The sequence below is a fragment of the Agrobacterium sp. genome, assembly GCF_059499945.1.
The window spans coordinates 72,736-97,101 of record NZ_JCABZP010000014.1 but is presented as its reverse complement, the minus strand read 5'-3'; the positions used below and the strand labels follow the sequence as shown (position 1 = coordinate 97,101).

The 24,366-nt window shown below is 59.3% G+C and carries 19 protein-coding genes; 14 read left to right on the top strand and 5 right to left on the bottom strand.

Annotated elements, in window-relative coordinates; genetic code table 11:
- The first annotated feature begins 144 nt into the window (after nt 1-144).
- The 5 genes from fabA to AC5I5B_RS12135 all read left to right on the top strand — a co-directional run bounded on the left by fabA (nt 145) and on the right by AC5I5B_RS12135 (nt 4,146).
- Nucleotides 145-660 (top strand): 3-hydroxyacyl-[acyl-carrier-protein] dehydratase FabA, encoded by a 516-nt coding sequence (gene fabA, locus AC5I5B_RS12155; RefSeq protein WP_003507274.1) that lies wholly within the window; start codon nt 145-147, stop codon nt 658-660.
- Between the two features lie 75 nt (nt 661-735).
- Nucleotides 736-1,959, top strand: a complete 1,224-nt coding sequence (gene fabB / locus AC5I5B_RS12150; protein ID WP_003507273.1) for a beta-ketoacyl-ACP synthase I — start codon at nt 736-738, stop codon at nt 1,957-1,959.
- 6 nt (nt 1,960-1,965) lie between these two features.
- Complete coding sequence (gene fabI, locus AC5I5B_RS12145; RefSeq protein WP_003507271.1) at nt 1,966-2,772, top strand: enoyl-ACP reductase FabI; 807 nt, start codon at nt 1,966-1,968, stop codon at nt 2,770-2,772.
- 187 nt (nt 2,773-2,959) lie between these two features.
- Nucleotides 2,960-3,556 (top strand): TadE/TadG family type IV pilus assembly protein, encoded by a 597-nt coding sequence (locus AC5I5B_RS12140; RefSeq protein ID WP_003507270.1) that lies wholly within the window; start codon nt 2,960-2,962, stop codon nt 3,554-3,556.
- Nucleotides 3,553-4,146 carry a TadE/TadG family type IV pilus assembly protein gene (locus AC5I5B_RS12135; RefSeq protein WP_003507268.1) on the top strand — a complete coding sequence of 198 codons (594 nt, stop codon included), beginning with the start codon at nt 3,553-3,555 and terminating at the stop codon, nt 4,144-4,146. The genes AC5I5B_RS12140 and AC5I5B_RS12135 overlap by 4 nt, the downstream gene beginning before the upstream one ends.
- A gap of 42 nt (nt 4,147-4,188) precedes the next feature.
- Here the strand turns inward: AC5I5B_RS12135 and AC5I5B_RS12130 are convergent, their stop codons facing one another.
- The 3 genes from AC5I5B_RS12130 to AC5I5B_RS12120 form a co-directional block, all read right to left on the bottom strand.
- On the bottom strand, nt 4,189-5,955 hold the full coding sequence (locus AC5I5B_RS12130; RefSeq protein WP_080570328.1) for a sulfite reductase subunit alpha: 1,767 nt from the start codon (nt 5,953-5,955) through the stop codon (nt 4,189-4,191).
- Nucleotides 5,952-11,453 (bottom strand): glutamate synthase-related protein, encoded by a 5,502-nt coding sequence (locus AC5I5B_RS12125; protein ID WP_111833787.1) that lies wholly within the window; start codon nt 11,451-11,453, stop codon nt 5,952-5,954. Before AC5I5B_RS12125 ends, AC5I5B_RS12130 begins: the two co-directional genes overlap by 4 nt.
- Nucleotides 11,454-11,861: 408 nt before the next feature.
- Nucleotides 11,862-13,190 carry an MFS transporter gene (locus tag AC5I5B_RS12120; RefSeq protein WP_003507259.1) on the bottom strand — a complete coding sequence of 443 codons (1,329 nt, stop codon included), beginning with the start codon at nt 13,188-13,190 and terminating at the stop codon, nt 11,862-11,864.
- A 249-nt stretch (nt 13,191-13,439) separates the two neighbouring features.
- Between AC5I5B_RS12120 and cyoA the strand changes: the two genes are divergently transcribed.
- From cyoA to AC5I5B_RS12075, 9 genes are all read left to right on the top strand, one after another.
- On the top strand, nt 13,440-14,570 hold the full coding sequence (gene cyoA / locus AC5I5B_RS12115; RefSeq protein ID WP_111833788.1) for a ubiquinol oxidase subunit II: 1,131 nt from the start codon (nt 13,440-13,442) through the stop codon (nt 14,568-14,570).
- 72 nt (nt 14,571-14,642) lie between these two features.
- A complete protein-coding gene (cyoB, locus tag AC5I5B_RS12110; RefSeq protein WP_112958529.1) occupies nt 14,643-16,646 on the top strand; it encodes a cytochrome o ubiquinol oxidase subunit I in 2,004 nt (667 codons plus the stop codon).
- A gap of 5 nt (nt 16,647-16,651) precedes the next feature.
- Nucleotides 16,652-17,275 carry a cytochrome o ubiquinol oxidase subunit III gene (cyoC, locus tag AC5I5B_RS12105; RefSeq protein ID WP_111833790.1) on the top strand — a complete coding sequence of 208 codons (624 nt, stop codon included), beginning with the start codon at nt 16,652-16,654 and terminating at the stop codon, nt 17,273-17,275.
- Nucleotides 17,275-17,667, top strand: coding sequence for a cytochrome o ubiquinol oxidase subunit IV (gene cyoD, locus AC5I5B_RS12100; protein WP_003507255.1), 393 nt, complete (start codon nt 17,275-17,277; stop codon nt 17,665-17,667). Before cyoC ends, cyoD begins: the two co-directional genes overlap by 1 nt.
- Nucleotides 17,668-17,835: 168 nt before the next feature.
- A complete protein-coding gene (locus AC5I5B_RS12095) occupies nt 17,836-18,597 on the top strand; it encodes an SURF1 family protein (RefSeq protein ID WP_162695471.1) in 762 nt (253 codons plus the stop codon).
- 113 nt (nt 18,598-18,710) lie between these two features.
- On the top strand, nt 18,711-19,931 hold the full coding sequence (locus tag AC5I5B_RS12090; RefSeq protein ID WP_099085759.1) for a phosphopentomutase: 1,221 nt from the start codon (nt 18,711-18,713) through the stop codon (nt 19,929-19,931).
- Nucleotides 19,928-20,905, top strand: a complete 978-nt coding sequence (locus AC5I5B_RS12085; protein ID WP_111784749.1) for an adenosine deaminase — start codon at nt 19,928-19,930, stop codon at nt 20,903-20,905. Before AC5I5B_RS12090 ends, AC5I5B_RS12085 begins: the two co-directional genes overlap by 4 nt.
- A 97-nt stretch (nt 20,906-21,002) precedes the next feature.
- Complete coding sequence (gene upp, locus AC5I5B_RS12080) at nt 21,003-21,632, top strand: uracil phosphoribosyltransferase (protein ID WP_003493096.1); 630 nt, start codon at nt 21,003-21,005, stop codon at nt 21,630-21,632.
- Nucleotides 21,633-21,765: 133 nt separating this feature from the next.
- Nucleotides 21,766-22,287: a TIGR02281 family clan AA aspartic protease gene (locus AC5I5B_RS12075; protein ID WP_162687137.1), complete on the top strand. Its 522-nt coding sequence runs from the start codon at nt 21,766-21,768 to the stop codon at nt 22,285-22,287.
- Here the strand turns inward: AC5I5B_RS12075 and deoA are convergent.
- Nucleotides 22,280-23,596 (bottom strand): thymidine phosphorylase, encoded by a 1,317-nt coding sequence (gene deoA, locus AC5I5B_RS12070; RefSeq protein WP_111833791.1) that lies wholly within the window; start codon nt 23,594-23,596, stop codon nt 22,280-22,282. The genes AC5I5B_RS12075 and deoA overlap by 8 nt on opposite strands.
- Nucleotides 23,593-24,366, bottom strand: a complete 774-nt coding sequence (gene deoC / locus AC5I5B_RS12065) for a deoxyribose-phosphate aldolase (RefSeq protein ID WP_087743167.1) — start codon at nt 24,364-24,366, stop codon at nt 23,593-23,595. The genes deoA and deoC overlap by 4 nt, the downstream gene beginning before the upstream one ends.

The window sequence follows — 24,366 nt, the reverse complement described above, 5'->3', positions numbered from 1 at the left end:
ATATTGAGGTAATGACTTCTGCAAAGAAGGTTCGAAGACAAAGAATGACGCCCGAGCGGCCTCTGCCCTTGCAGCGCTTCATTTTGAACCTAACTTGCTCTAGTGAAGTCGATCAACACCAGTAACTGGGGAAGTGAAAGCGGTATGGCAACGAGGCAATCAAGTTACAATTATGAGGAGATCCTGTCCTGCGGTCGCGGCGAATTGTTCGGCCCGGGAAATGCACAGCTCCCATTGCCCCCCATGCTCATGGTCCATCGCATTACTGAAATTTCCGAAACCGGCGGCGCCTTCGACAAGGGTTTCATCCGTGCCGAATATGATGTCAGCCCCGACGACTGGTATTTCCCCTGCCACTTCCAGGGCAACCCGATCATGCCGGGGTGCCTCGGCCTTGACGGCATGTGGCAGCTGACGGGTTTCTTCCTTGGCTGGCTGGGCGAAGAAGGCCGCGGCATGGCGCTTTCCACCGGCGAAGTGAAATTCAAGGGCATGGTTCGCCCTCACACGAAGCTCCTTCAATATGGTATTGATTTCAAGCGCGTGATGCGCGGCCGTCTGGTGCTCGGCACCGCCGACGGCTGGCTGAAGGCGGACGGCGAAACCATTTATCAGGCGACGGACCTGCGCGTAGGCCTGTCGAAGGAAAAGGCTGCCTGAGGCAGACGGAATAGTCCTGACAAACGCCGGGCGGCTTCGGTCGTCCAGCCGAAATCTTAAGAAAAGGTCCCTTTCATGAGACGAGTTGTTGTCACCGGCCTCGGTATTGTTTCTTCCATCGGCGGTGATGCCGCTGAAGTCACCGCATCCCTGCGCAATGCCAAATCCGGCATTTCATTTTCGCCGGATTTTGCCGAACACGGTTTCAAATGCCAGGTCTGGGGCAAGCCGTCTCTCGACCCGACCGATCTGGTCGACCGCCGCGCCATGCGCTTCCTGTCGCAGGGCGGCGCGTGGAACCATGTGGCCATGAAGCAGGCGATCGCCGATTCCGGTCTCGAAGAGAGCGATATCAGCGGTAATGAGCGTACCGGCATCATCATGGGTTCGGGCGGTCCTTCCACCCGTACCATCGTCGAAGCCGCCGATATCACGCTGAAGAACAACAGCCCGAAGCGCATCGGCCCCTTCGCCGTGCCGAAGGCCATGTCCTCCACCGCTTCGGCCACGCTCGCCACCTGGTTCAAGATCCACGGCGTCAACTATTCCATCTCGTCGGCCTGCTCCACCTCGGCGCATTGTATCGGCAACGCGGCTGAAATGATCCAGTGGGGCAAGCAGGACGTGATGTTCGCAGGCGGCCATGAGGATCTCGACTGGTCCATGTCCAACCTTTTCGACGCCATGGGCGCCATGTCGTCCAAATATAACGAGACGCCGGACGTTGCCTCGCGCGCCTATGACGTCAATCGCGACGGTTTCGTGATTGCCGGCGGTGCGGGCGTTCTGGTTCTCGAAGAGCTGGAACATGCAAAGGCGCGCGGCGCCAAGATTTATGCCGAAATCGTCGGTTACGGCGCGACCTCCGACGGTTACGACATGGTGGCTCCCTCAGGCGAAGGCGCGATCCGCTGCATGCGGCAGGCGCTTTCCACCGTCAAGGGCGATATCGACTACATCAATACCCACGGCACCTCGACGCCGGTTGGCGACAGCAAGGAAATCGGCGCGATCCGGGAAGTCTTCGGCGACAGGATCCCGCATATCCAGTCGACCAAGTCGCTCACCGGCCATTCTCTGGGTGCCGCCGGCGTTCAGGAATCGATCTACGGCCTGTTGATGATGCAGGAACGCTTCATCGGCGAAAGCGCGCATATTTCCGAGCTCGATCCGGAATTTGCAGGCGTCCCGATCGTTCGCAGCCGCATCGACAACGCCAAGATCGACACCATCCTTTCCAATTCCTTCGGCTTCGGCGGCACCAACGCCACGCTCGTCTTCCAGCGTCATAACGGATAATTGCCAATGAACGGCATCATGCAGGGTAAACGCGGCCTCATCATGGGCGTCGCAAACAATCACTCCATCGCCTGGGGTATCTCCAAGGCGCTTGCGGCACAGGGCGCGGAACTCGCCTTCACCTATCAGGGAGAGGCGCTCGGCAAGCGTGTGAAGCCGCTCGCCGCCGAACTCGGTTCCGATTTCATCGTGCCGTGCGATGTCGAGGATGTTGCCTCGGTCGACGCGCTTTTTGCGGCGATCCGCGAAAAATGGGGTGTACTGGATTTCGTCGTGCACGCCATCGGCTTTTCCGACAAGAACGAGCTGAAGGGTCTCTATGCGGATACGACGCGGGAGAATTTCAGCCGCACCATGGTCATTTCCTGTTTCTCCTTCACGGAAATCGCCAAGCGCGCCGCCGAACTGATGACAAACGGCGGCTCCATGCTGACGCTGACCTATAATGGTTCACAGCGCGTCATTCCGAACTACAATGTCATGGGCGTCGCCAAGGCGGCCCTTGAGGCATCGGTTCGCTATCTCGCCGCCGATTACGGCCCGCGCGATATTCGCGTCAACGCCATCTCGGCCGGTCCGGTCCGCACGCTGGCGGGCGCCGGCATCTCGGATGCGCGGGCGATCTACGCATGGAACCAGAAAAACGCGCCGCTTCGGCGGACGGCGGATATCGATGATATCGGCGGATCGGCACTTTACCTGCTGTCCAGTCTGTCGCGTGGTGTTACCGGCGAGTGCCACTATGTGGACTGCGGTTATAACATCACCTCCACGCCGACGCTGGAGGTTCTCTCCAGAGCGGATGCGGAATAATCGCCCATTTCAATTTCGACAAAAGCCCGGCCGTGCGCCGGGCTTTTATATTGCGGGTCGTATCAATTTCGGAATTCACTAAAGTATAATTCATCGGAGTAACTGAATTTAAACATCGGGTGGTTATGGTCCGCAACAAATTCAACGGTTGCGCTTGCCGCATATTCTTAGAGATAGACACCACCTCATGCGACTGGCCAGACTGAAGCCATTGCTGGAAAAATTCGGAGTCTCGCGCGACGGGACCGCAGCCATCGAATTTGCGATCCTCGCCATTCCCTATTTCCTTGTTGTTTTTGCGATCATCGAAACCTTCATCGCCATGATGGCAGAACAGGTGGTCGTCAATGCCACTGAAAACATGGCCCGGCGTCTGAGGACCGGGCAGATAAGCAGTTCGATTTCGAAAGAGGATTTTCGCAAGAGTTTCTGTAATGAAGTTTCAGTGATGATTACCTGCTCGGCGGATGAGATCAAAAAGGAACAGAAACTCTATATCGATCTTCGCTCCTTCACCGCCTTCAAGGATATTCCGACCAAGATACCGCTCAAAGCCTTTGGCGAATATTACGATCTTGATACGGCCCAATTCGGCTTCAAGCCGGGTGGACCGGAAACCATCAACATGTTGCGCGTCTATTATCGCTGGCGTGTGATCGCCGATATCATCCGGCCGTATCTGACCAAGATCCGACCGGCCGACGGGTCGATGCCCTCGCATTTCCTCATTGTCGCGACCGGTGCTTTCATGAACGAGAAATACATCACAAGCGGGGGCTCATGATGGCAGGGATGGTGTCCGTCGCGACGAAGTGCAAACGACGCCTGATGGCGCTCGCCTCAAGCTTTGCAAAAGACAAGCGCGGCGTGGGCGCGGTGGAGTTTGCGATCCTCTTCCCTATATTGCTCGCGCTTTATGTGACCTCTTTCGAGTTGACGATCGGCTATAATACCTACAAACGCGCAAGCAGTGCCGCCGCCACTATCAACGACCTGATATCGAAGACGGGTTCCGTCGACAAAACCTATCTTGCGGGCATGCAAGATGTCGCATCCGCCGTCTTTGCGCCCTACAGCACAAAGGGTCTGCAACTGAAGATCAGCGGCATCAAGATCGACGCGCAGAAGCAGGCCAAAATTGTCTGGTCCTGGAATGAGAAAAACCAGAGACCCTACGCGGTAGGATCAGCGGTCGCGGTTCCCACACGGCTGCTCGCGGAAAACAGCTTCCTCATCCATGTCGAGCTTTCCATCCCGCATGAATTGCTGATGTTCATGACAGATATTTCCTCATCCGGGGTAAAGTCGATCACCATCGGCCGTGATTATTTTTTCAAGCAGCGCGATACGGAGACCACCTGCACCAATTGCTGACGCAGTTGGGCGCAGACGGTATCTTTCATCCAGAGGAAATCTCTAATAGACATCGCGCAGATAGCGTTTTTCGCGCTTCAGCCGGTTCACATAATCGCTTGCCGCTTCGGCAGAAATGCCGACCTCATCGCTGACGATACTATGCAGGGCATCATCGACATCTTTCGCCATGCGGGTCGCATCACCGCAGACGTAGAAATAACCGCCCTCTTCAAGCCATTGATAGAGCGCCTTGCCGTTCTGCCGCATGCGGGTCTGGACATAGATCTTCTCCGCCTGATCCCGTGAAAAGGCGAGGTCGAGACGGGTCAGCACGCCGTCGCGGCTCATGTCGGCAAGTTCGTTTTCATAAATGAAGTCCGACTGCCGGTGCTGATCACCGAAAAACAGCCAGTTCTTGCCCTTGGCGCCGCGCGCCTGCCGTTCCTGCAAAAATGCCCGGAAGGGCGCGATGCCCGTTCCCGGTCCCACCATGATAACAGGCGCATCATTGTCCTGCGGCACACGGAATGACTTGTTCGGCGAGACGAAAATTCCGGCATTCCGTCCAGCCTCCACCCGGTCGGCCAGATAGGTGGAGCACACGCCGCCGCGCTCACGGCCCTCGGCGCGATAACGAACGCTGGCAATCGTCAGATGTACGCTGTCTTTCGCAACCAGAGGGCTGGAGGATATGGAATAAGCCCGGTGCTGCAGCGGCTTCAGCAATGTCACGAATTCAGCGACATCAAATAGCGGCTTTCCGCCGAGATTGATGAGGTCGAGAATATCCTTGCCCCAGAGAAAGGCGGCCATCTGCTCCTTGTCTCCGTTTGCGATGATGTGGCTGAGTTCCTCATGCCCCGCACGCTTGCCGATTTCGGCGACGAGTTCGCGCGAGGGAGTCGATATCTCGAACATGTTGAGAAGCGCATCACCAACGGGCCGGTCCAGCCCGCTGATTTGGCTGTCCGCGGCCGCTCCGAAGTGTTCCAGCAGCGCGCCCGCCAGTCTCGGATCGTTCAGGGGCACGACGCCAAGAGCATCACCCGCTTCATAGTCGAGCCCGCTTTCGCCGAGACCGAATTCGTAGTGACGAATCTCCTTGGACGATCCGGGACCGGACAGGCGGCGATTGACGCTCACCTCAGCCGAATAGGGATTCTTGCGGTTCCAGCCCTGCTTTGTCGGCACAGTAGGTTCGGCGACATCGGGCATGACAGCTGCCGCATTGCCGCCGTCGACAGCAAGCGCAAGCGGCAGGGTCTCGCCGATCCATGCGGCGGCCGCATCCTCGAAGTCGATATCGCAGTCGATACGCGTCTTCATCCGCTTGCCGCCAAGTTGCTCGAACCGCGTATCGATGAGCTTGCCTGCCTGGCAGAAACCGTCATAACCGGTATCGCCAAGCGCAAGCACGGCAAAATTCATCTCGTCCAGACGCGGCGCGGCGTCGGTGGAAAGTGCTTCCCAGAAAAGCTGGGCATTGTCAGGCATTTCACCTTCGCCGTAAGTCGAGGTGACGACGATGACCCGCTTCATGGCACCGAGACCGTCCATCGAGACATCATCCAGCGCAGCCACCACCGGCCGCATGCCCTGCGCACGGGCGGCGGCGGCGATATCCATGGCTAAGGCCTCGGCATTGCCGGTCTGTGTGCCGAAGAGAATATTCAGCACACTGGCCGCCGCCTTTGGGGCGGCGGCGGCAACAGAAGTCTCCATACCTATGGCGGCGCGGGAATGGAGCCCGGCCAGAAAACCGGAAAGCCATGCGCGCTGATCACCATTGAAGGGCGCGTCTTCGGGAATATAAGGTATCTTCATCATGCTGCCCTGTGGCTGGATGCGGTGGCGAGATCTGGAATGGCACGCACCGCGAAAAGCTCCTCGAAGCCCGGCAGACGGCCGATCCTCTCGATGTTTTTCCGGTTCTGCTGAATGATCCAGCCATAGGTGCCGGGGCTGTCCACCGACCAGATGTTGCGGCGCGCCAGCGCCTGCTTGTAGTCGTCGAGACGCTTGGCGGCGATCATCACCGCAAGCTGTTCATCGCTATGATCGGAGAGCGCCTCGCGGGCGTATTTCAGCAAACGCTGCATCAATGCGTAGTCTTCCGTGAGGATGAGATTGCGTACGGCTTTTTCGATTGCGGGATCGGAAGGGCCCGCCGCCATCGGCAGCCGCTGCAGGGCGATTGCCTGCGCCATGCTCAACACCGTGTAGTTGTTGAGAAGCGCATACATGTCCTCCGTGTCCGTCTCGCCATAACCCGGTACGGTTCCGTTCAAAACGGCCTTACGATCGCGGTAAGCGAGCTTGAACTTCCGCACCTGATGGGCGGCAAGCGCAGATGCCAGTTCCTCCAGCAGCTCCTTGCGGGGCTTCGCCTTCAGAATTTCATCGCTGTCCTGATAAAGCAGCAGGGCGCGCGGCATGCCATAGACGAAATTGTGCTGTTCGCTCTCCCAGTTTTCCAGAAGCCATGCGGCCTTGGCCGAGCCGGTCTCCGCGACATGCCAGGTCAAAAGCTGGTGGACGGCCTGATTGTGGATCGCGGCCTGTTCGTCCTCACCGGTGATCGAACCGAGCAGGATGGAATCGTGGCTGACCTTCTTCGGCAGATCGCCATAGGGATCATACTGATAGACGAAACCGCCGCTCATGCCGTTGCCGAAACCCTTGCCGAAACTGCCAAGGTTGAGAACGGCACCGTTGGTCATGTATTCGCAGGCGAAATCGCCCACGCCTTCGACCACGGCGGTCGCGCCGGAGTTACGCACCGCGAAACGGTCGCCCGCCTGACCCTCGACGAAAGTGCGGCCGCCAGTGGCGCCGAACAGCGCGAAATTGCCGACCAGCACATTGCCGCCAGCCTCTTGCGAACCGCCGCCCGGAGAGCGTACGACGATGGTGCCCCCGCAGGCGCTTTTGCCAACGCCGTCATTGCAGGTGCCGGTATGGACCATGACCATGCCGTCATTGCAGAAAGCGCCGAAGGACTGCCCGGCCGACCCTGAAGTATCGATGCGCACCGACCCAGCCTCGAGGAACCGGCGGCCACGGCTGTCCTGCTTCACTGCCGGCAGCGCATCCGCCTCTTCGTCGGAAAGCTCGTGGTTCAGCATGCGCTCGATATCGACGGCGAGCTGGCCGCCGACGCTCTTGTTGCAATTGTTGAGGAAACGATTGCCGCCAAGCTCGATGTTTTCCCGTCTGCTGTCGATCAGTGCCGAGCGGACGAGTTCGATGAAGGCATCGTCCAGCGCGAAGTCCTTTTCCATATAGACGGGGTTGTCGATCTTCACTTCCTCGACCACGGCAAGCATCGCCCGGAGGTCAAGCTGGCCGACGCTGGCCGGATGATCGAGAAGGTGAAGAAGATCGGAACGGCCCCGTGCTTCGCGCAGCGAGCGCAGCCCGAGTGCTGCCAGGATCTCGCGGGTCTCATGGGCGATGTTCATGAGATATTGCGCCAGCGCGCGCGGATCACCGTTGAAAGCTTCCTGATTGGTAGTGAGACCCGCTGGGCACTTGATGTTGCAGTTCTTCGCCATCACGCATTTCAGCATCATCAGCGCCGTGGTGCCGAACTCGAAACTGTCACCGCCGAGAAGTGCTGATTTCACCACGTCGCTCGCCGTCTGGTGCGCACCGGAGCAACGCAGCAGCACCTTGGCGCGCAGGCCGGTGGCGCAAAGCGCCTGATGCACCTCGGCAATGCCGATTTCCGCCGCACGGCCGGTATATTTGAGGCTGGTCACGGCGGCTGCACCCGTGCCGCCGGTATTGCCGGCGACGTTGATGACATCTGCTCCGGCCTTGGCGACGCCGACCGCAATCGTGCCGATGCCTTCCGAAGAGACGAGCTTGACGATGACGCGCACACGCGCCGCCTTTGCGTCATGGATGAGCTGGGCCAAATCCTCGATCGAATAAGTGTCGTGATGCGGTGGCGGCGAGACAAGCTCGACGCCCGGCGTGCCGCCGCGCGCGGCGGCAATTTCGACCGTCACCTTGGGAGACGGTAATTGCCCGCCCTCGCCTGGCTTTGCACCCTGGCCGATCTTGATCTCGATTTCCTCCAGCATCGGATCGGCAAGATAACCGGCCCAGACGCCGAAACGGCCGGAGGCGAACTGCTTGATGCGCGAGGCGCGGATGGTGCCGTAACGGGAAATATGCTCGCCGCCCTCACCCGAATTGGACATGCCGCCGACCATGTTGGTGCCATGCGCCACCGCCTCATGGGCGGCAGCGACCAGCGCGCCATGGCTCATGGCGCCCGATGCTAGGGTCTTGGTGATCTCGCTGGCCTTCTGCACGGCATCAAGCGGAATGCCTGCCGGCGCGGTACGGATGAGAGACAGGTAGGTGAATGCCTCGCCCTTTGCCTGAACCAGCAGCGCGCCGCCTTCCAGCCAATGGCCGGGGATATCCGTTCCGAAGCGGTCGAGCAATGACTGGCCGAGTGCGGCAAGCCGGGCAAGTTCATGACCGTGCGAGCCGGTCAATTGTAGCCGGAACGCACCGTCTCCCGCGCTCTCGCAAAGCAATCCGCGCACCATGAAGCTGTTATTGCCATGCCGGGAAAAGCGACCCATTTCCCGACGGAACTCTTCTGCCGAACCGGCGAATGTCACATCGGCCGGCAACTCCAGAACATCGCGCAGGGCAGCAGGACGGCGCGACCTTTCTTCCGCCATCATGCGGGCGAAGGCGCGATAGCCGGGCGTTACCTCGAAGGCGTCGATCGCCTCCGGGGTCAGCCGGTCGAAGCTATTGTGATAATAGGCCGCATCGTTGAGACCGAAGGCATCCTCCAGCCGGTTGAGCGGCAGGAGGCGTAGCGCCTCTTCATTATCGGTTCCCTTGTCGAAACCGATCTTTTCCTCCGTCATGTCCACGAAGCCGCGCACGGCCGTCGTGCCATAGGAATGGCCGGCCCCTTCGGCGCGCTCCTTGAAAAGACCGAGCAGGGGAATGTCATTTTCACCCTTCACGGACAGCGCCTTCCGGTGCCAGTCAGCCACCGCCTGCGCAATGACGGCGAAATTGACGCCGCCGACCGGCGTCTTCACATTCGGGAAATAACGCTTCAGCACCACGTCGTCGGTATCGAGGAAGTTCGGCTCGAAGAACTCGCCGCCAATATAGCTTTCCGCCGTACACAGCCCGACCTTGCCCATGGTCTTCATCAGCGACTTTTCGGCCGCCTTGGCGAAGCGCTTGAAGGCCTTGTCGGCATCAGCACCGAATTTCTCCTCGGCGCGGAATTGCACGCCGAGCGGATAGACGGCCGAAGCGCCGAAGCCGAGGCTCGCCGCAATGTGATGCGAAGAGGAAAACTGCCCGCTTTCAACGATCAGCGAAACACGCAGCCGCAGACCTTCCTCGATCAGTCGCTGATTGATGGCGGAGACGACCATGATCATAGGCAAAGCCGCGCGGCCTGCCGAGACATGCCGATCGGTGATGACGGCAATCCCGCCTTCCTGCGCCGCGAAAGCCACGACCTCGTCGCAGAGACCGTCGATCGCCTGCCGCAAGGCCGCTTCGTTGGCATCCGCGACATCGAGGACTGGCGTATAGAGCATCTCGAAACGGCGAACCGGCGTCTCGGGCTGTTCACGAATGCGCAGCATATCGAGGTGGGTCAGGATCGGCGAGCGCACGACGATCTGGCGAGCCTTCTTCGCGCCGCTGTTCGGCTTTGCACCAAGAGCGACGCGCAGCGTCATGCCGTCAGCCTCGCGAATGCTGTCGAGCGGCGGGTTGGTGACCTGCGCAAAACGTTGCGAGAAATATTTGGCAACCCCGCCTTCCTGATCGGAGAGCGCGTTGATGGCGTTGCCATAACCCATGGCCGAGATTTTTTCCGCGCCCGACGCCAGCATCGGGTCCATCAGGAACTTGAAGCTTTCCTGATTGTGCGAATAGGCGACGTAGCGCTGATGCCGTTCCAGATCGCCATTGTAACGAAGCGGCGAGCCCTGCTTTTCGGCGGACACTTCTGGTAAATCATCAAGCATTACCCGGGATTCGGACAGCAGCGCCGGATAGTCCCTCCGCGCTGCCAGAAGCTCCAACGCCTCGACGGTGGAAAAGGCGCGACGTTCGGCGTGATCGTAATAAAGCATGCCGCCCGCCTCGATGCGGCCGCGACGGATGACGCTTTCGGCCGGAAAGGCGATCTGCCCCGCCTCCGACATGACACAGAGATAATCCTCCGTCTCGACGGTGCGCAGCGGGCGCAGGCCGAGGCGGTCGAGCCGGGCACCGATGATGGTGCCGTCGCCGAAAATCAGCGCGGCCGGGCCGTCATTCTTCTCCTCATAGAGCGAGAAATATTCCAGCATCGCCTTGACGCCGGGCGACAGGGTGTCGTCGTTTTCCCATGCCGGCGGCATCATCGAGACCACGGCGGTGACGAGGTCGAGACCATCCTCCATCACCCGCGCCTGCAAGGTCTGGTCCAGCCGGCAGCTGTCCGACTGGCCCTTGGGCCTGACGATGCTGGCATTCTTCGCCAGCGCCACGGCCGCTTCCGACAACCGGTTCTTCTTGTCGGTGTTGAGCTCACCATTATGCGCCATCAGGCGGAAAGGCTGCGCCATGGAGGGGTGTGGATCGGTATTGGTTGAAAACCGCGTGTGGAAATACATCGTATGCACTTCATGGCGCGGATCGGTGAGGTCGCAGAAATAGGGCATGACCTCGTGCGAGTTCAGACGCCCTTTGAGCACCTGCGTACGCGCGCTGAGCGACAGCGGATAAAAGCCGGCGAGTTCCGGCACGGTATAAGCAAGTGCTTCGATGGCAAGCAGCGCCTTGTGGATGCGCCAGTCGAATTCGACGAGAGTTGCGCATTCCACTGGCGACGAAAAGACCCATTGCCGGATCGGCAACTGGTAAGGGATGGCAGCGGGGCGGATGGCCGCGTCATTCACCGGCACGTCACGGACGATGAGGATCGAAAACCCCTGCTCCTGCAGCGCGCTGCCGATAATGCCAACCGCCTGATCGTGGAATGCGGGGTTCTGCGGCAGGAAAAAATTGCCGACGCCGAACCGGCCAGTCTGCAAGGCGTCGTTCCCCGTCAGCTTCTGGAAAAAGGAGAGTGAGAGATCAAGCGAAACGCCGGCACCGTCACCGACACCTTCCGCCGACATGCCGCCGCGATGCGGCACGGCACAGAGCGCCTCGTGACCGCGCTTGAGCACATCATGCGTCTGCACGCCGTCCTTGCGGGTGATGAAACCGACGCCACAGCTGCTTTTTTCAAAAGCGGCATCGTAAAGGCCGAATTTTTGCTCCGTCACACTCAAGGCACTCTCCTCTCATTGCGCATTTCGCGCGGCATCACCCTCTTTTCCCGAAATCCGGCGCGGCAACCGGCACTCTGCGGGCGGAGCCGCAGGCGACCTGGCTGCTCCTCTTCTTTTCTGCTTATCGGCGTTTAATGGCGCGAACGGTCGTTTTGCGGCCGTCAAACGGCGTGGCGGCACTGGCCGCTTTTTCGCAAATAATGATCGTCGTCGTTCGCATCGCGTTCCCTGATGGCCGGCTTTCCGGCGATGAGACACACTCAATTATGTCAGTAGTACTTACATAATATTTCATGATCGACCGAGTCAAGATTAAAATCGGCCTTGCGCAATAAAAAAACAAAAACGCCGCGAAATCCGACAGGATTCCGCGGCGCGATGGCTGCAGGGATTTTTAAATTGCCGAAATCACTCCGACGGCATATCCAGCGTACGGCTGAACCAGAGGGCAATCAGGGTACAAAGAGCGCCCGACATCAGATAGATGCCAACCGCGAAAAGGCCGAATTTGGACGAAAATCCGAGTGCGACCAGCGGTGCGAAACCGGCCCCGATCAGCCAGGAAATATCCGAGGTGAGCGATGCGCCGGTATAACGGTACTCGCGACTGAAGCGGGAGGCGAGTGCGCCGCCCGCCTGACCGAAGGACAGGCCAAGCAACGAGAAGCCGATCAGCACGAACAGATAGCGACCGATATCGCCCGAACTCAGGAGAACGGGGGCCACGAGGCTGAAGAGGCCGATCAGCACCGCCGCGACAGCCAGAAGCTTCCGCCGGCCGATCCTGTCGGCCAGTATGCCTGAAACCACGATCATGCCGCCGGCGATGATGGCGCTGACGAATTGCACGAACAGGAAGTCCGAGACACGCTGGCTGGTGTTGAGCGAAACCCAGCTCAGCGGAAAGACCGTGACGAGATGGAAGAGCGCAAAGCTCGCCAGCGGCACGAAGGCACCGGTGGCGACCACCGGAAACTGCGAACGCAGCATCTTGAACATCGGGCGCGGTTCCAGCTCATGCTGCTCCAGCATGGCCTGGAATTCCGGCGTCACGATCATGCGAAGACGGGCAAACAGTGCGAGAACATTGAGCGCCAGCGCCACGAAGAAGGGGAAACGCCAGCCCCAGGCGAGGAATTCCGCATTGGAAAGCTGCGTGACGAAGACGATGAAGAAGGCGCTGGCGAGGCCAAAGCCCATGGCCGCACCGATCTGCGGCATCATGGCGTACCAGCCGCGCTGCTTCGGCGGCGCATTCATGGCGAGCAGCGAGACTAGACCGTCCCAAGCGCCGCCAAGGCCAAGACCCTGGCCGATGCGGAATACCGCCAGAAGACAGGGAGCAAGCACGCCTGCTTCCGCATAGGACGGAAGAAAGCTGATCGCCATGGTGGAACCACAGAGCGTGAAGAGGGCGGCCATCAGCTTCACGGCGCGCCCGAATTTTCGGTCGATCTGGAGGAAGATCAGCGAGCCGATCGGCCTTGCGATAAAGGCCAATGAGAAAACCGCGAAGGAATAGAGCGTGGCCGTCAGCGGATCGACGAAAGAAAAGAAGACATGCGGGAAAACGAGCGCGGAGGCGATGGCATAGATGAAAAAGTCGAAAAACTCCGTCATTCTCGCGAGAATGACTGCAATCGTAATGCGATCCGGATCGACCTTGACGGGACCGGCCCCATGTCCGTTCGCTTCCGGCGCCTGCCCAAAGGATGGAGCAGCATTCGTATAACTCATAATATCCCTCCTGCGTCATGGACGAACCATTTCCTGTAACGCGCCGGCTCCTCTTCCGTTGCGTTACGATGCGACGGATTGTCACACGCACCCTACGTAACGTCAATTGAAGTTTGGCAATAAAGGGTTGCCCAGTCGGTCGACCATGCGATAATGCACGCGCTCCGCCTTCAAACGCAGCTCTGCCCGAGACATGGTGCATCGCGAAGGTTTCGCTGCACCGCGACAATATACCTCATTTGAAAAATGATGTTCGGCAATTATTCGCGGCATAATCCAAACTGTACGAGTTCAAAGAACGTGCGCACGATCAAAAAAATCCTATCCGCCCTTCTGGCAATCCCGGCTCTGCTGCTGCTCAGCGGCTGTAACCTCGTGGTGATGAACCCTTCGGGCGACGTCGCCATCCAGCAGCGCGACCTTATCATCACGTCCACGGTTCTGATGCTGCTCATCATCGTCCCGGTCATTGCCCTGACACTGTTCTTCGCATGGAAGTATCGCGAATCGGGGAAAGCCGAAGACTACGATCCCGAGTGGCACCACTCCACGCGCCTTGAAATGGTTATCTGGTCGGCTCCGGTCGCCATCATCCTGATGCTCGGCACCGTGACCTGGATTTCCACCCACCGTCTCGACCCCTATCGCCCGCTGGAGCGTATCGACGAGACCCGCCAGGTAACCGCCGAGACCAAGCCGATCACCGTCGAAGTGGTGGCCATGGACTGGAAGTGGCTGTTCTTCTATCCCGAACTCGGCATTGGCAGCGTCAATGAATTCGCCGCTCCGGTTGATGTTCCGATCAATTTCAAGATCACCGGTACGACCGCGATGAACTCCTTCTTCGTTCCAGCGCTTGCGGGCCAGATCTATGCCATGGGCGGCATGCAGACCAAGCTGCATGCGGTCATCAACAAGGAAGGCGTCTACGACGGCTTCTCGGCCAACTTCTCCGGCCCGGGCTTCTCCCATATGCGATTCAAGTTCCATGGTCTGAGTCAGCAGGGCTTCGACCAGTGGGTTGCGAAGGCGAAGGAAGGCGGCAAGGGCTTTGGCCGGCAGGAATATCTGGAATTCGCCAAGCCTTCCGAGCGTGAGCCGGTGCAATATTTCGCTTCGGTCGATCCGGAGCTCTACAGCGCCATCCTCAACCGCTGCGTTGAGCCGAACAAGCTCTGCATGCGCGACATGATGCATATCGACGCCAATGGCGGCGGCGGCAAGGAAGGCATCGACATCGCCAAGGCGCTGAACTCCGTCGTCTGTACACCGCTTGCGCCTTACGGCGTCGCCAGCGGCCCCCAATCCACTCCGGCTGCGATCGAAGGTCAGACTTTCGAGCCTGCGGCGCTGCCGGAAAAGAAACAAGTCGCTGGCTGACGATACGTCCCGGCATTCTGCGGCGCGGCCTGTCCGCGCCGAATTTACGTTTTCGAATCGCAAGAGGCTAAAATGATCGTCAATTCCGATCAAACGTCGTTCCTGTTCGGGAAGCTGACATGGGAGTCCATCCCGCTTCACGAGCCCATTCTTGTCGCGACCTTCGCGGCCGTGGCTCTGGGCGGCATCGCCGTCGTCGGCGCGCTTACCTATTTCCGCCTATGGGGTTATCTCTGGAACGAATGGTTCACGAGCATCGATCACAAGAAGATCGGTATCATGTACATCATTCTGGCGCTGGTCATGCTGTTGCGCGGTTTCGCAGATGCCATCATGATGCGCGTCCAGCAGGCGATCGCCTCCGGCGGATCGGAAGGCTATCTTCCGCCGCACCATTACGACCAGATTTTCACGGCCCATGGCGTCATCATGATCTTCTTCATGGCCATGCCGATGATCACCGGTCTCATGAACTTCGTCGTGCCGCTGCAAATCGGCGCCCGCGACGTTTCGTTCCCCTTCCTCAACAACTTCTCGTTCTGGATGACCACGGCCGGCGCCGTCATCACCATGATCTCGCTGTTCATCGGTGAATATGCGCAGACTGGCTGGCTTGCCTATCCGCCGCTTTCCGGCATTGATGGAAGTCCGGGCGTGGGTGTGGATTATTACATCTGGGGTCTGCAGATCGCCGGTGTGGGCACGACGCTCTCTGGTATCAACCTGATCGTCACGATCATCAAGATGCGCGCACCTGGCATGACCATGATGCGCCTGCCGATCTTCGTCTGGACGTCGCTGTGTTCGAACATCCTGATCGTGGCATCCTTCCCGATCCTGACCGGCACGCTCGCCCTTCTGACCCTTGACCGTTACGTTGGCACGAATTTCTTCACCAACGATCTCGGCGGCAACCCGATGATGTATGTCAACCTCATCTGGATCTGGGGCCATCCCGAAGTTTACATCCTGGTGCTGCCGGCCTTCGGCGTCTTCTCGGAAATCGTCTCGACCTTCTCCAACAAGCGTCTTTTCGGTTATGCCTCGATGGTCTATGCGACGGGTGTCATCACCATCCTCGCCTACATCGTTTGGCTGCACCACTTCTTCACCATGGGTTCCGGCGCAAGCGTCAACGCTTTCTTCGGCATCACCACGATGATCATATCGATCCCGACCGGTGCGAAGATCTTCAACTGGCTCTTCACCATGTACAAGGGCCGCATCAAGTTCGACGTTCCGATGCTGTGGACGATCGGTTTCATGATCACCTTCGTCATCGGCGGCATGACCGGCGTTCTTCTCGCTGTTCCGCCGGCGGACTTCGTGCTCCACAACTCGCTGTTCCTCATCGCCCACTTCCACAACACCATCATCGGTGGCGTGGTGTTCGGTGTGCTTGCGGGTATCGTTTACTGGTTCCCGAAGGCGTTCGGCTACCGCCTGGATCCGTTCTGGGGCAAACTGTCCTTCTGGTTCTGGTTCATCGGCTTCTACTTCGCCTTCATGCCGCTCTACATTCTCGGCCTGATGGGTGTGACCCGCCGTATCAGCCAGTTCGAAGACAATTCGCTCCAGATCTGGTTCCTGATCGCAGCCTTCGGCGCCTTCCTGATCGCGCTTGGCATCGCTTCCTTCGTCATCCAGCTCATCGTCAGCTTCTTGAAGCGCGATCAGCTCCGTGACGTGACAGGCGATCCCTATCATGGGCGTACGCTGGAGTGGTCGACCTCGTCGCCTCCGCCTGCCTACAACTTCGCTTTCACGCCGGTTGTGCATGATGTCGACGCCTGGGCGGACATGAAGAAGCGCGGTTACGACCGTCCCAAGGAAGGCTTCATCCCGATCCATATGCCGAAGAACACCGGTGCGGGCGTAATCATCAGCGCCATCAGCGTCGTGCTTGGCTTTGCATTGGTGTGGCACATCTGGTGGCTGGCGGCTCTGTCCATGCTCGCCATCATCGCGGTCTCCATCGCCCATACCTTCAACTACAATCGCGATTACTACATTCCTGCCTCCGACGTTTCGACGGTCGAGGCGGAACGTACGAAGCTGCTTGCTGAACAGGCGTAACGAATATGGCTCATACACCTGCACAAAGCGTCGACGGCGCTGAACCGGTCTTCTACCTGAAGGAAGACCACCACCCGGAGAACGGCACCTCGCTGGGCTTCTGGCTCTATCTGATGAGCGACTGCCTCATCTTCGCAACGCTGTTTGCCACCTATGCCGTTGTCGGCCGCAACTACGCGGCCGGCCCTTCGGGCGCCGACCTGTTCGATCTGAAGCTGGTGGCGATCAATACCGGCTTCCTGCTTTTCTCCTCCATCACTTATGGCTTCGCCATGCTGGAAATGGAAAAGCAGAAGGTGAAGACCACGCTGGTCTGGCTCGGCGTCACCGGTCTCTTCGGCCTCGCCTTCCTTGCCGTGGAACTTTACGAATTCCACCACCTGATCGCGGAAGGCGCCGGCCCGCAGCGCTCGGCGTTCCTGTCAGCCTTCTTCGCGCTGGTCGGTACGCACGGACTGCACGTCACCTTCGGCATCATCTGGCTCGTCACGTTGATGGTTCAGGTTACCAAGCATGGCCTGATCGCGGCAAACAAACGCCGCCTGATGTGCCTGTCGATGTTCTGGCACTTCCTTGACGTCATCTGGATCGGCGTCTTCTCCTTCGTTTACCTCATGGGAGTTCTTTGATGAGTTCCGAAGCACACGCACATCACGACGCGCATGGCGACGACCATCATCATGATGGCGCCAGCCACGGCACGTTCAAGAGCTACATGATCGGCTTTATCCTGTCGGTTATCCTGACGGCGATCCCCTTCTGGCTGGTCATGGGCGACGTTCTTGAAAACAAGACCCTGCTGGTCATCGCGATCATGGGTCTCGGCGTCATCCAGATCTTCGTGCATATGATCTACTTCCTGCACATGGACACCAAGTCCGAAGGCGGCTGGACCTTCATGGCGCTGATCTTCACCGTCGTGGTGCTCCTGATCACGCTCTCCGGCTCGCTCTGGGTCATGTACAACATGAACAAGAACATGATGCCGCTGCACATCGAGGATGTGAAGAACCTGCCCTGAGCAGCAGATATCAGCGGCCTGCCGGTTTTCCGGCGGGCCGCGTTCCGCGCCAACACATAACCCCATGAATCCCGGTGCGATTTATGGGGTTATTTGCTGGAGGAAGCCCCCGGTGGACGCCAAAGCAGATGGCCTTTCCCGCCAGCCGCCCTTCGCAAGGACCGTGACATGAGTGACACCACACCCCACAACCGGCGTATCCGCCCCGCCGCGATCATCGTTCTGTTTCTGACCGTTGTCCTGACGGGTCTGCTGCTGGTGCTCGGCACATGGCAGGTCAAACGCCTTTCCTGGAAGCTCGATCTTATCGAGCGCATCGAAGCCCGCGCCCATGCCGACCCCGTCGATGCCCCTGCCGCCGGCGAATGGCCAGCCCTCAAAGACCCCGCGGAATACGAATATCGCCGTGTGAAACTGTCCGGCACCTTCCTCAACGACAGGGAGGTTCAGGTCTATACGGTCACAGACCTCGGTCCCGGCTATTGGGTGATGACGCCGCTCAAGCGCGACGATGGCTCCAGCATCATCGTCAATCGAGGCTTCGTGCCGTCCGACAGGCGTGACCCGTCCTCCCGCCGGGAAGGCGAACCAGCCGGCAACGTCGAGATCACCGGGCTGATGCGCGCGCCCGAAACCGGCGGGCTTTTCCTGCGCACCAACGATCCGGCAAATGGCCGCTGGTATTCCCGCAATATTCCTCAGATTTCGCAGGCATCCGGCCTTTCCGATGTCGCGCCGTTCTATGTCGACGCCGACGCAACACCCAATCCGGACGGCCTGCCGGTCGGCGGCAAGACCATGCTCACCTTCCCCAACAACCACCTCTCCTATGCCGTTACGTGGTATATTCTGGCGGCCATGGTGGTGGCCGCGGGCTGGTATGTCCTGCGCAATCTCAACGCTCCCAAACCGAAACGGGGCGAGGATTGAACGGCCGGTTTTACCGGATGGTTCATAAAAGCACTTCCTTCTTCACGTTTTGCTGATCTATAACGACAGTTCGGCCTGACATTGCCCGTCGGCGCATTTTGTTTCGGTGAGTTATGGCAAGAGCATTTCTTCTCGTTCTGGATTCCTTCGGTGTCGGCGGTGCACCCGATGCGGAACACTATGGCGATCTTGGCGCGAACACGCTTGGCCATATCGCGGAATTCTGTGCCGCAGGCGCTGCCGACAAAGCCGGGCTTCGCTCCGGTCCGCTGAAACTGCCGAACATGTGTTCGCTCGGCCTGCTGGAGATCGCGAAACAGGCAAGCGGCGACATTCCCGCGGGCATGGAACCGCCTGAGCGTATTTTCGGTCTTCACGGTTCCGCCAGTGAAATCTCCAAAGGCAAGGATACGCCTTCCGGCCATTGGGAGATCGCCGGCACGCCGGTAACGTTCGATTGGGGATATTTCCCGACGGAGGGCGACGCCTTTTCTCCCGATCTGGTGGAGGCCATTTGCGGGCAAGCCGATATTCCCGGCATTCTCGGCAATTGTCATGCTTCCGGCACAGAGATCATCGCGAAGCTCGGCGAGGAGCATATCAGGAGCGGCAAGCCGATCTGCTACACCTCTTCCGATTCCGTATTCCAGATAGCCGCGCATGAAACACATTTCGGGTTGCAGCGGCTCATCGCGCTCTGCGAGACGGTGCGCAAGCTGCTAGATCCGCTGAATATCGGCCGCGTCATCGCCCGCCCCTTCATCGGCGAAACGGTCGCAACCTTCGAACGCACCGGCAACCGCCGCGATTTTTCCGTTCTGCCACCGGAACCGACCCTGCTCGACAGGCTTGTGGAGGCCGGCCGCAAGGTGCACGCGATCGGCAAGATCGGCGATATCTATGCCCATCAGGGTATCTCGCGCGTCATCAAGGCAAATGGCAACAGCGCCCTGATGGACGCAACGTTGCAGGCCATCGACGAAGCTGAAAACGGCGATCTCGTCTTCACCAATTTCGTCGATTTCGACATGCTTTACGGCCATCGTCGCGACGTTGCAGGTTATGCGGCGGCGCTTGAGGCCTTCGATGCGCGCATCCCCGAAATCCATCGCAAGATGGCGCCTGGCGATATCGCCCTTCTCACCGCTGATCACGGCTGCGACCCCACATGGCGGGGCACCGACCATACGCGGGAAAGGGTGCCGATCATGGCATTCGGACCGGGTATCCGTTCCCGTGATGTCGGCATCCGTTCAAGCTACGCCGATATCGGCGAAAGCATCGCCCACCATCTTGGCATCGAGGCCGGTTCACACGGCAGGAGCTTCATTTGACATCCCATTTGCTGAAAGCGGAAATCCACTGCCATCTTGAAGGGGCGGCATCGCCCGCGCTTGTCGCACGACAGGCGGAGAAATACGGCATAGACACCAGCGGCTTTTTGCGCGATGGCCAATATGTCTGGTCGGATTTCGCCGAATTTATCCAGTGCTACGATGCGGTGGCGCAGGTGTTCAAGACGGACGAAGACTACGCGGTTCTGACGGAAACCTATCTGACTGAACTTGCCGAGGCCAACACGATCTATAGTGAACTGATCGTCTCGCCCGACCATGGTGACCGCATCGGGCTCGGTGCAGACGCCTATCTCGCCGGCATTGCCGAGGGCATCAGGATCGCCAAAGAAAAGACCGGCATCGAGACCCGCATCATCGTCACCGGCGAGCGCCACTTCGGTCCTGAACGGGTGATCGCAGCGGCGGAATATGCAGCACGCGCCCGGCATCCACTGGTGACCGGCTTCAACATGGCGGGCGAGGAGCGCATGGGTCGCGTCGCCGATTATGCGCGCGCCTTCGATATCGCCCGCGATGCGGGTCTCGGGCTGACCATTCACGCGGGCGAGGTTTGCGGCCCTGAAAGCGTTGCCGATGCGCTCGATCTCGTCAAACCAGCCCGCATCGGCCATGGCGTGCGCGCCATCGAAGATGCCGGCCTCATCGCCCGGCTGGTCGAGACGGGAACGGTTCTGGAGGTCTGCCCCGGATCGAACATCGCACTCGACGTTTATCCCGATTTCGGCAGCCATCCACTCAAAGCGTTGCACGACGCGGGGGTGCGCGTCTGCATCAGTTCCGACGATCCGCCATTCTTTTTCACCTCGCTTGCACGGGAATACGCGCTGGCCGCGGACGAGTTCGGTTTCAGCGATGCCGAGATCAACCGCATGACCCGAACCGCGCTGGAATGCGCCTTCGTGGACGAGGAAACGCGCAACCAGCTGCTCGCAAAACTCGATTGTGCGTGACGCTGCGGTTCGCGAGGTAAAACCGCGAAGAAGGCTTGCGAAAAGCGCACTTTCGGTGAATGACAAGGACACAAGATAAAAAAGGAAGGCCAGTTTCATGGACGGCGTCACAGTCATCGAACATCCGCTGGTGCGGCACAAACTTACCATCATGCGCAAGAAAGAAACCTCGACGGCCGGCTTCCGCCGCCTGCTCAGGGAAATCTCGACGCTGCTCTGCTATGAAGTGACGCGCGACCTTGAAATGACGATGGAAACCATCGATACGCCGCTCGAAACCATCGAGGCTCCGGTGCTGGAGGGCAAGAAGCTGGTTTTCGCCTCCATCCTGCGCGCCGGCAACGGCTTGCTGGAAGGCATGCTGGAACTCGTGCCTTCGGCGCGTGTTGCCCATATCGGTGTGTATCGCGATCACGATACGCTGGAGGCCGTCGAATATTACTTCAAGGCCCCCGAAAGTCTCGATGCGCGCCTTATCATCGTTGTCGATCCGATGCTGGCAACCGGAAACTCCTCGATTGCCGCCGTGGAAAAGCTGAAGGAACGTGGTGCGAAGAACATTCGCTTCCTGTGTCTGCTGGCCGCCCCCGAGGGCATCAAGAATTTCCGTGAAGCGCATCCCGATGTGCCGATCTACACCGCCGCAATCGACAAGCAGCTGAACGAAAAGGGTTACATCGTTCCTGGCCTCGGCGATGCCGGCGACCGCATGTACGGCACCAAGTAATACCGTTCATCATTGCTTAACCGCTTGAGCCATTCGCCGCACGCAACGCGGCGGATGGCTTTTTCTTTTAAGATTTCAGCATATTTTGCGCCTATGCTGCATGTGGATAAACCTTGCGATTAGGAGCAATCACTTGCTGGCGCGTGCGATTTTTCTGCTTGTCGGTCTTTCGGTCAGCGCCACGCAGATCCCGGCGCTGATGGAAAAATTTCAGCCACGCCCGGAAACCGGCGCGGCAAAATCCGATGCCACCACCGAACTTGCCAAACCGCAGCCGGTGTCACTGGGCAGCGTCAGTCTGAAGGCGGATGCGCGCGGTCATTTCAATGCCACCTTCCGTATCAACGGCAAATCTTTCGACGGGCTTGTCGACACAGGCGCCTCCACGGTCGCCATCAACGAAACGATCGCCCGGCGGCTCGGTTTCGGCGTCAACAGCCTCGATTTCAAATATCCGATCTCGACCGCCAACGGCCAGACCATGGCGGCCTATGTGAAGCTCGACCGGGTAGAAATCGGCACGATCCGTGTCCAGAATGTCGATGCCATGGTGCTCAAAGACAATGCGCTGAGCAACATGCTGATCGGCATGAGCTTTTTGAAGCAATTGTCGTCATTCAAGGTGTCGAACGGCGAAATGCGGCTGGTCAGATAATCCGCTCAAGAACCACGTTGCCGGTCTCTGTCACAGAGTCCCCAATCCCGTAACAGGCCGCAATCCTTTCGGCGGCGCGTTCCGCTTCTTCTTTCGAAGCCGCGTGGACGAGGGCGATAGGTTCGCCCTTTTCTACTTTTGTGCCGAGCGGCAGGATGTCCGAAATACCGACCGCAGCGTCGATGGTATCCGACGGTTTTCTTCTGCCGCCGCCAAGCTCCACGACGACCATACCGAGATCGCGCGTCGCGCAGGATGAGAGCCAGCCGCTGTGCGGAGCCGGAACAGGGAGAATGACCGGAGCGGACGGCAGGTAATGAGACGCGCGCTCAACGAAATCCGAAGGCCCGCCGAGTGCTGAAACCATCCGCGCAAAGACCTCCATCGCCCGGCCGGACGAAAGAGCGGCCACAGCGAGCGCCTCGCCTTCATCCAGCGTAGTCGCGCTTCCGGCCTGCACCAGCATTTCTGCAGCGAAAGCGAGTACGACCTTTTCGAGACGGGTTCCCGCCTTGCGACCAGCCAGAAAATCCAGGCAATTGACGATTTCGACCGCATTGCCTGCGGCATCGCCAAGCGGCTGGTTCATGTCGGTTATCAGGGCCGTCGTCGGCAAGCCCGCACCATTCGCCACATCGACCAGCGCGCGGGCGAGATTGCGGGCATCCTCCACGCTCTGCATGAAAGCGCCGTTGCCGACCTTCACATCCAGAACCAGCGTTTGCAGCCCGGCTGCAAGCTTCTTCGACAGGATGGAGGCGGTGATCAGCGGTATGGAATCCACCGTCGCGGTCACGTCGCGGATGGCATAGAGGCGCTTGTCGGCGGGGGCCAGATCGCCCGTCTGGCCGATGATGGCGCAGCCGACCGTTTTCACCGTCTGGCGAAACAGCGCCTCGTCCGGCATGACGTTATAACCGGGGATCGCCTCCAGCTTGTCCAGCGTGCCGCCGGTATGGCTGAGACCCCTGCCGGAGATCATAGGCACGGCGAGACCGCAGGCGGCAACGATGGGAGCAAGCATCAGGGAGACATTGTCGCCGACACCGCCGGTCGAGTGCTTGTCCGCCACCGGCCTGCCGATATCGCTCCAGGACAGAACATCGCCGCTGTCGCGCATGGCGAGCGTCAGCGCCACCATCTCGTCCCGGTTCATGCCGCGGAAAAACACCGCCATGGCAAAGGCCGCCGCCTGGCCTTCCGATATGCCGTCTTTCGAAAGCGCGCTTATGAAAGCGGCGATCTCCTGCGGTTCCAGAGACAGGCCATCGCGTTTGCGGCGGATGATTTCCTGCGGGATCAAGCTCAATACCCGCTGGCAGCCTTGGCCGGCTCACCGCCAGCCAGCACGTTCAATACGTCGTCGAGGACGCCGGAAGCGCCGAAACGGAAGGTGGACGGCATGGCCCAGTTGGGCGCCATGATGGTTTCCGCCAGCCGCAGATAAAGCGTGGCGTCTTCCACCGTACCGATGCCGCCAGCGGGCTTGAAGCCAACCTTTTGCCTGCTGTCGCGGATCGCCTGCAACATGATGTCGGCGGCTTCCAGCGTGGCGTTGATGGCGACCTTACCTGTTGAGGTCTTGATGAAATCGGCACCTTCGGCAATGGCGAGTTCGGAAGCACGACGAATGAGAGCCTTGTCCTTCAGCTCGCCGGTTTCAAGAATGACCTTGAGAAGAACGGGTGCGACACAGACCTTGCGTACGGCAGCCACCATCTCGGAAACAGCCGTTTCATCGCCTGCTATGAACTTACGATAGGGGATGACCAGATCGATTTCGTCGGCACCGTCGCGGATAGCCGCCTCGGTCTCCGCCACCACGGTCGCAACATCCAGATCGCCCGACGGAAAATTGACGACCGTGGCGATACGGATCGCATGGTCTTTTCCGAAAGCGGCACGCGCCTGGGCGACGAAACGCGGCCAGATGCAGATCGCGGCGGTATTGCCGTATTCGGTATGAGCCCTCTGGCACAAAGCAGCAATCTGCTCGGGCGTGCAGTCTTCCTTGAGGTTGGTCAGGTCCAGCAAGGATAGTGTCAGGGCAGCCGCTTCGCGCGGACGCTGGAGTTCCAT

Coding starts and splice junctions, on each gene's coding strand:
- fabA (WP_003507274.1), top strand. CDS start 145: ATGGCAACGAGGCAATCAAGTTACAATTATGAGGAGATCCTGTCCTGC.
- fabB (WP_003507273.1), top strand. CDS start 736: ATGAGACGAGTTGTTGTCACCGGCCTCGGTATTGTTTCTTCCATCGGC.
- fabI (WP_003507271.1), top strand. CDS start 1,966: ATGAACGGCATCATGCAGGGTAAACGCGGCCTCATCATGGGCGTCGCA.
- AC5I5B_RS12140 (WP_003507270.1), top strand. CDS start 2,960: ATGCGACTGGCCAGACTGAAGCCATTGCTGGAAAAATTCGGAGTCTCG.
- AC5I5B_RS12135 (WP_003507268.1), top strand. CDS start 3,553: ATGATGGCAGGGATGGTGTCCGTCGCGACGAAGTGCAAACGACGCCTG.
- AC5I5B_RS12130 (WP_080570328.1), bottom strand. CDS start 5,955: ATGATGAAGATACCTTATATTCCCGAAGACGCGCCCTTCAATGGTGAT.
- AC5I5B_RS12120 (WP_003507259.1), bottom strand. CDS start 13,190: ATGAGTTATACGAATGCTGCTCCATCCTTTGGGCAGGCGCCGGAAGCG.
- cyoA (WP_111833788.1), top strand. CDS start 13,440: ATGTTCGGCAATTATTCGCGGCATAATCCAAACTGTACGAGTTCAAAG.
- cyoB (WP_112958529.1), top strand. CDS start 14,643: ATGATCGTCAATTCCGATCAAACGTCGTTCCTGTTCGGGAAGCTGACA.
- cyoC (WP_111833790.1), top strand. CDS start 16,652: ATGGCTCATACACCTGCACAAAGCGTCGACGGCGCTGAACCGGTCTTC.
- cyoD (WP_003507255.1), top strand. CDS start 17,275: ATGAGTTCCGAAGCACACGCACATCACGACGCGCATGGCGACGACCAT.
- AC5I5B_RS12095 (WP_162695471.1), top strand. CDS start 17,836: ATGAGTGACACCACACCCCACAACCGGCGTATCCGCCCCGCCGCGATC.
- AC5I5B_RS12090 (WP_099085759.1), top strand. CDS start 18,711: ATGGCAAGAGCATTTCTTCTCGTTCTGGATTCCTTCGGTGTCGGCGGT.
- upp (WP_003493096.1), top strand. CDS start 21,003: ATGGACGGCGTCACAGTCATCGAACATCCGCTGGTGCGGCACAAACTT.
- deoC (WP_087743167.1), bottom strand. CDS start 24,366: ATGGAACTCCAGCGTCCGCGCGAAGCGGCTGCCCTGACACTATCCTTG.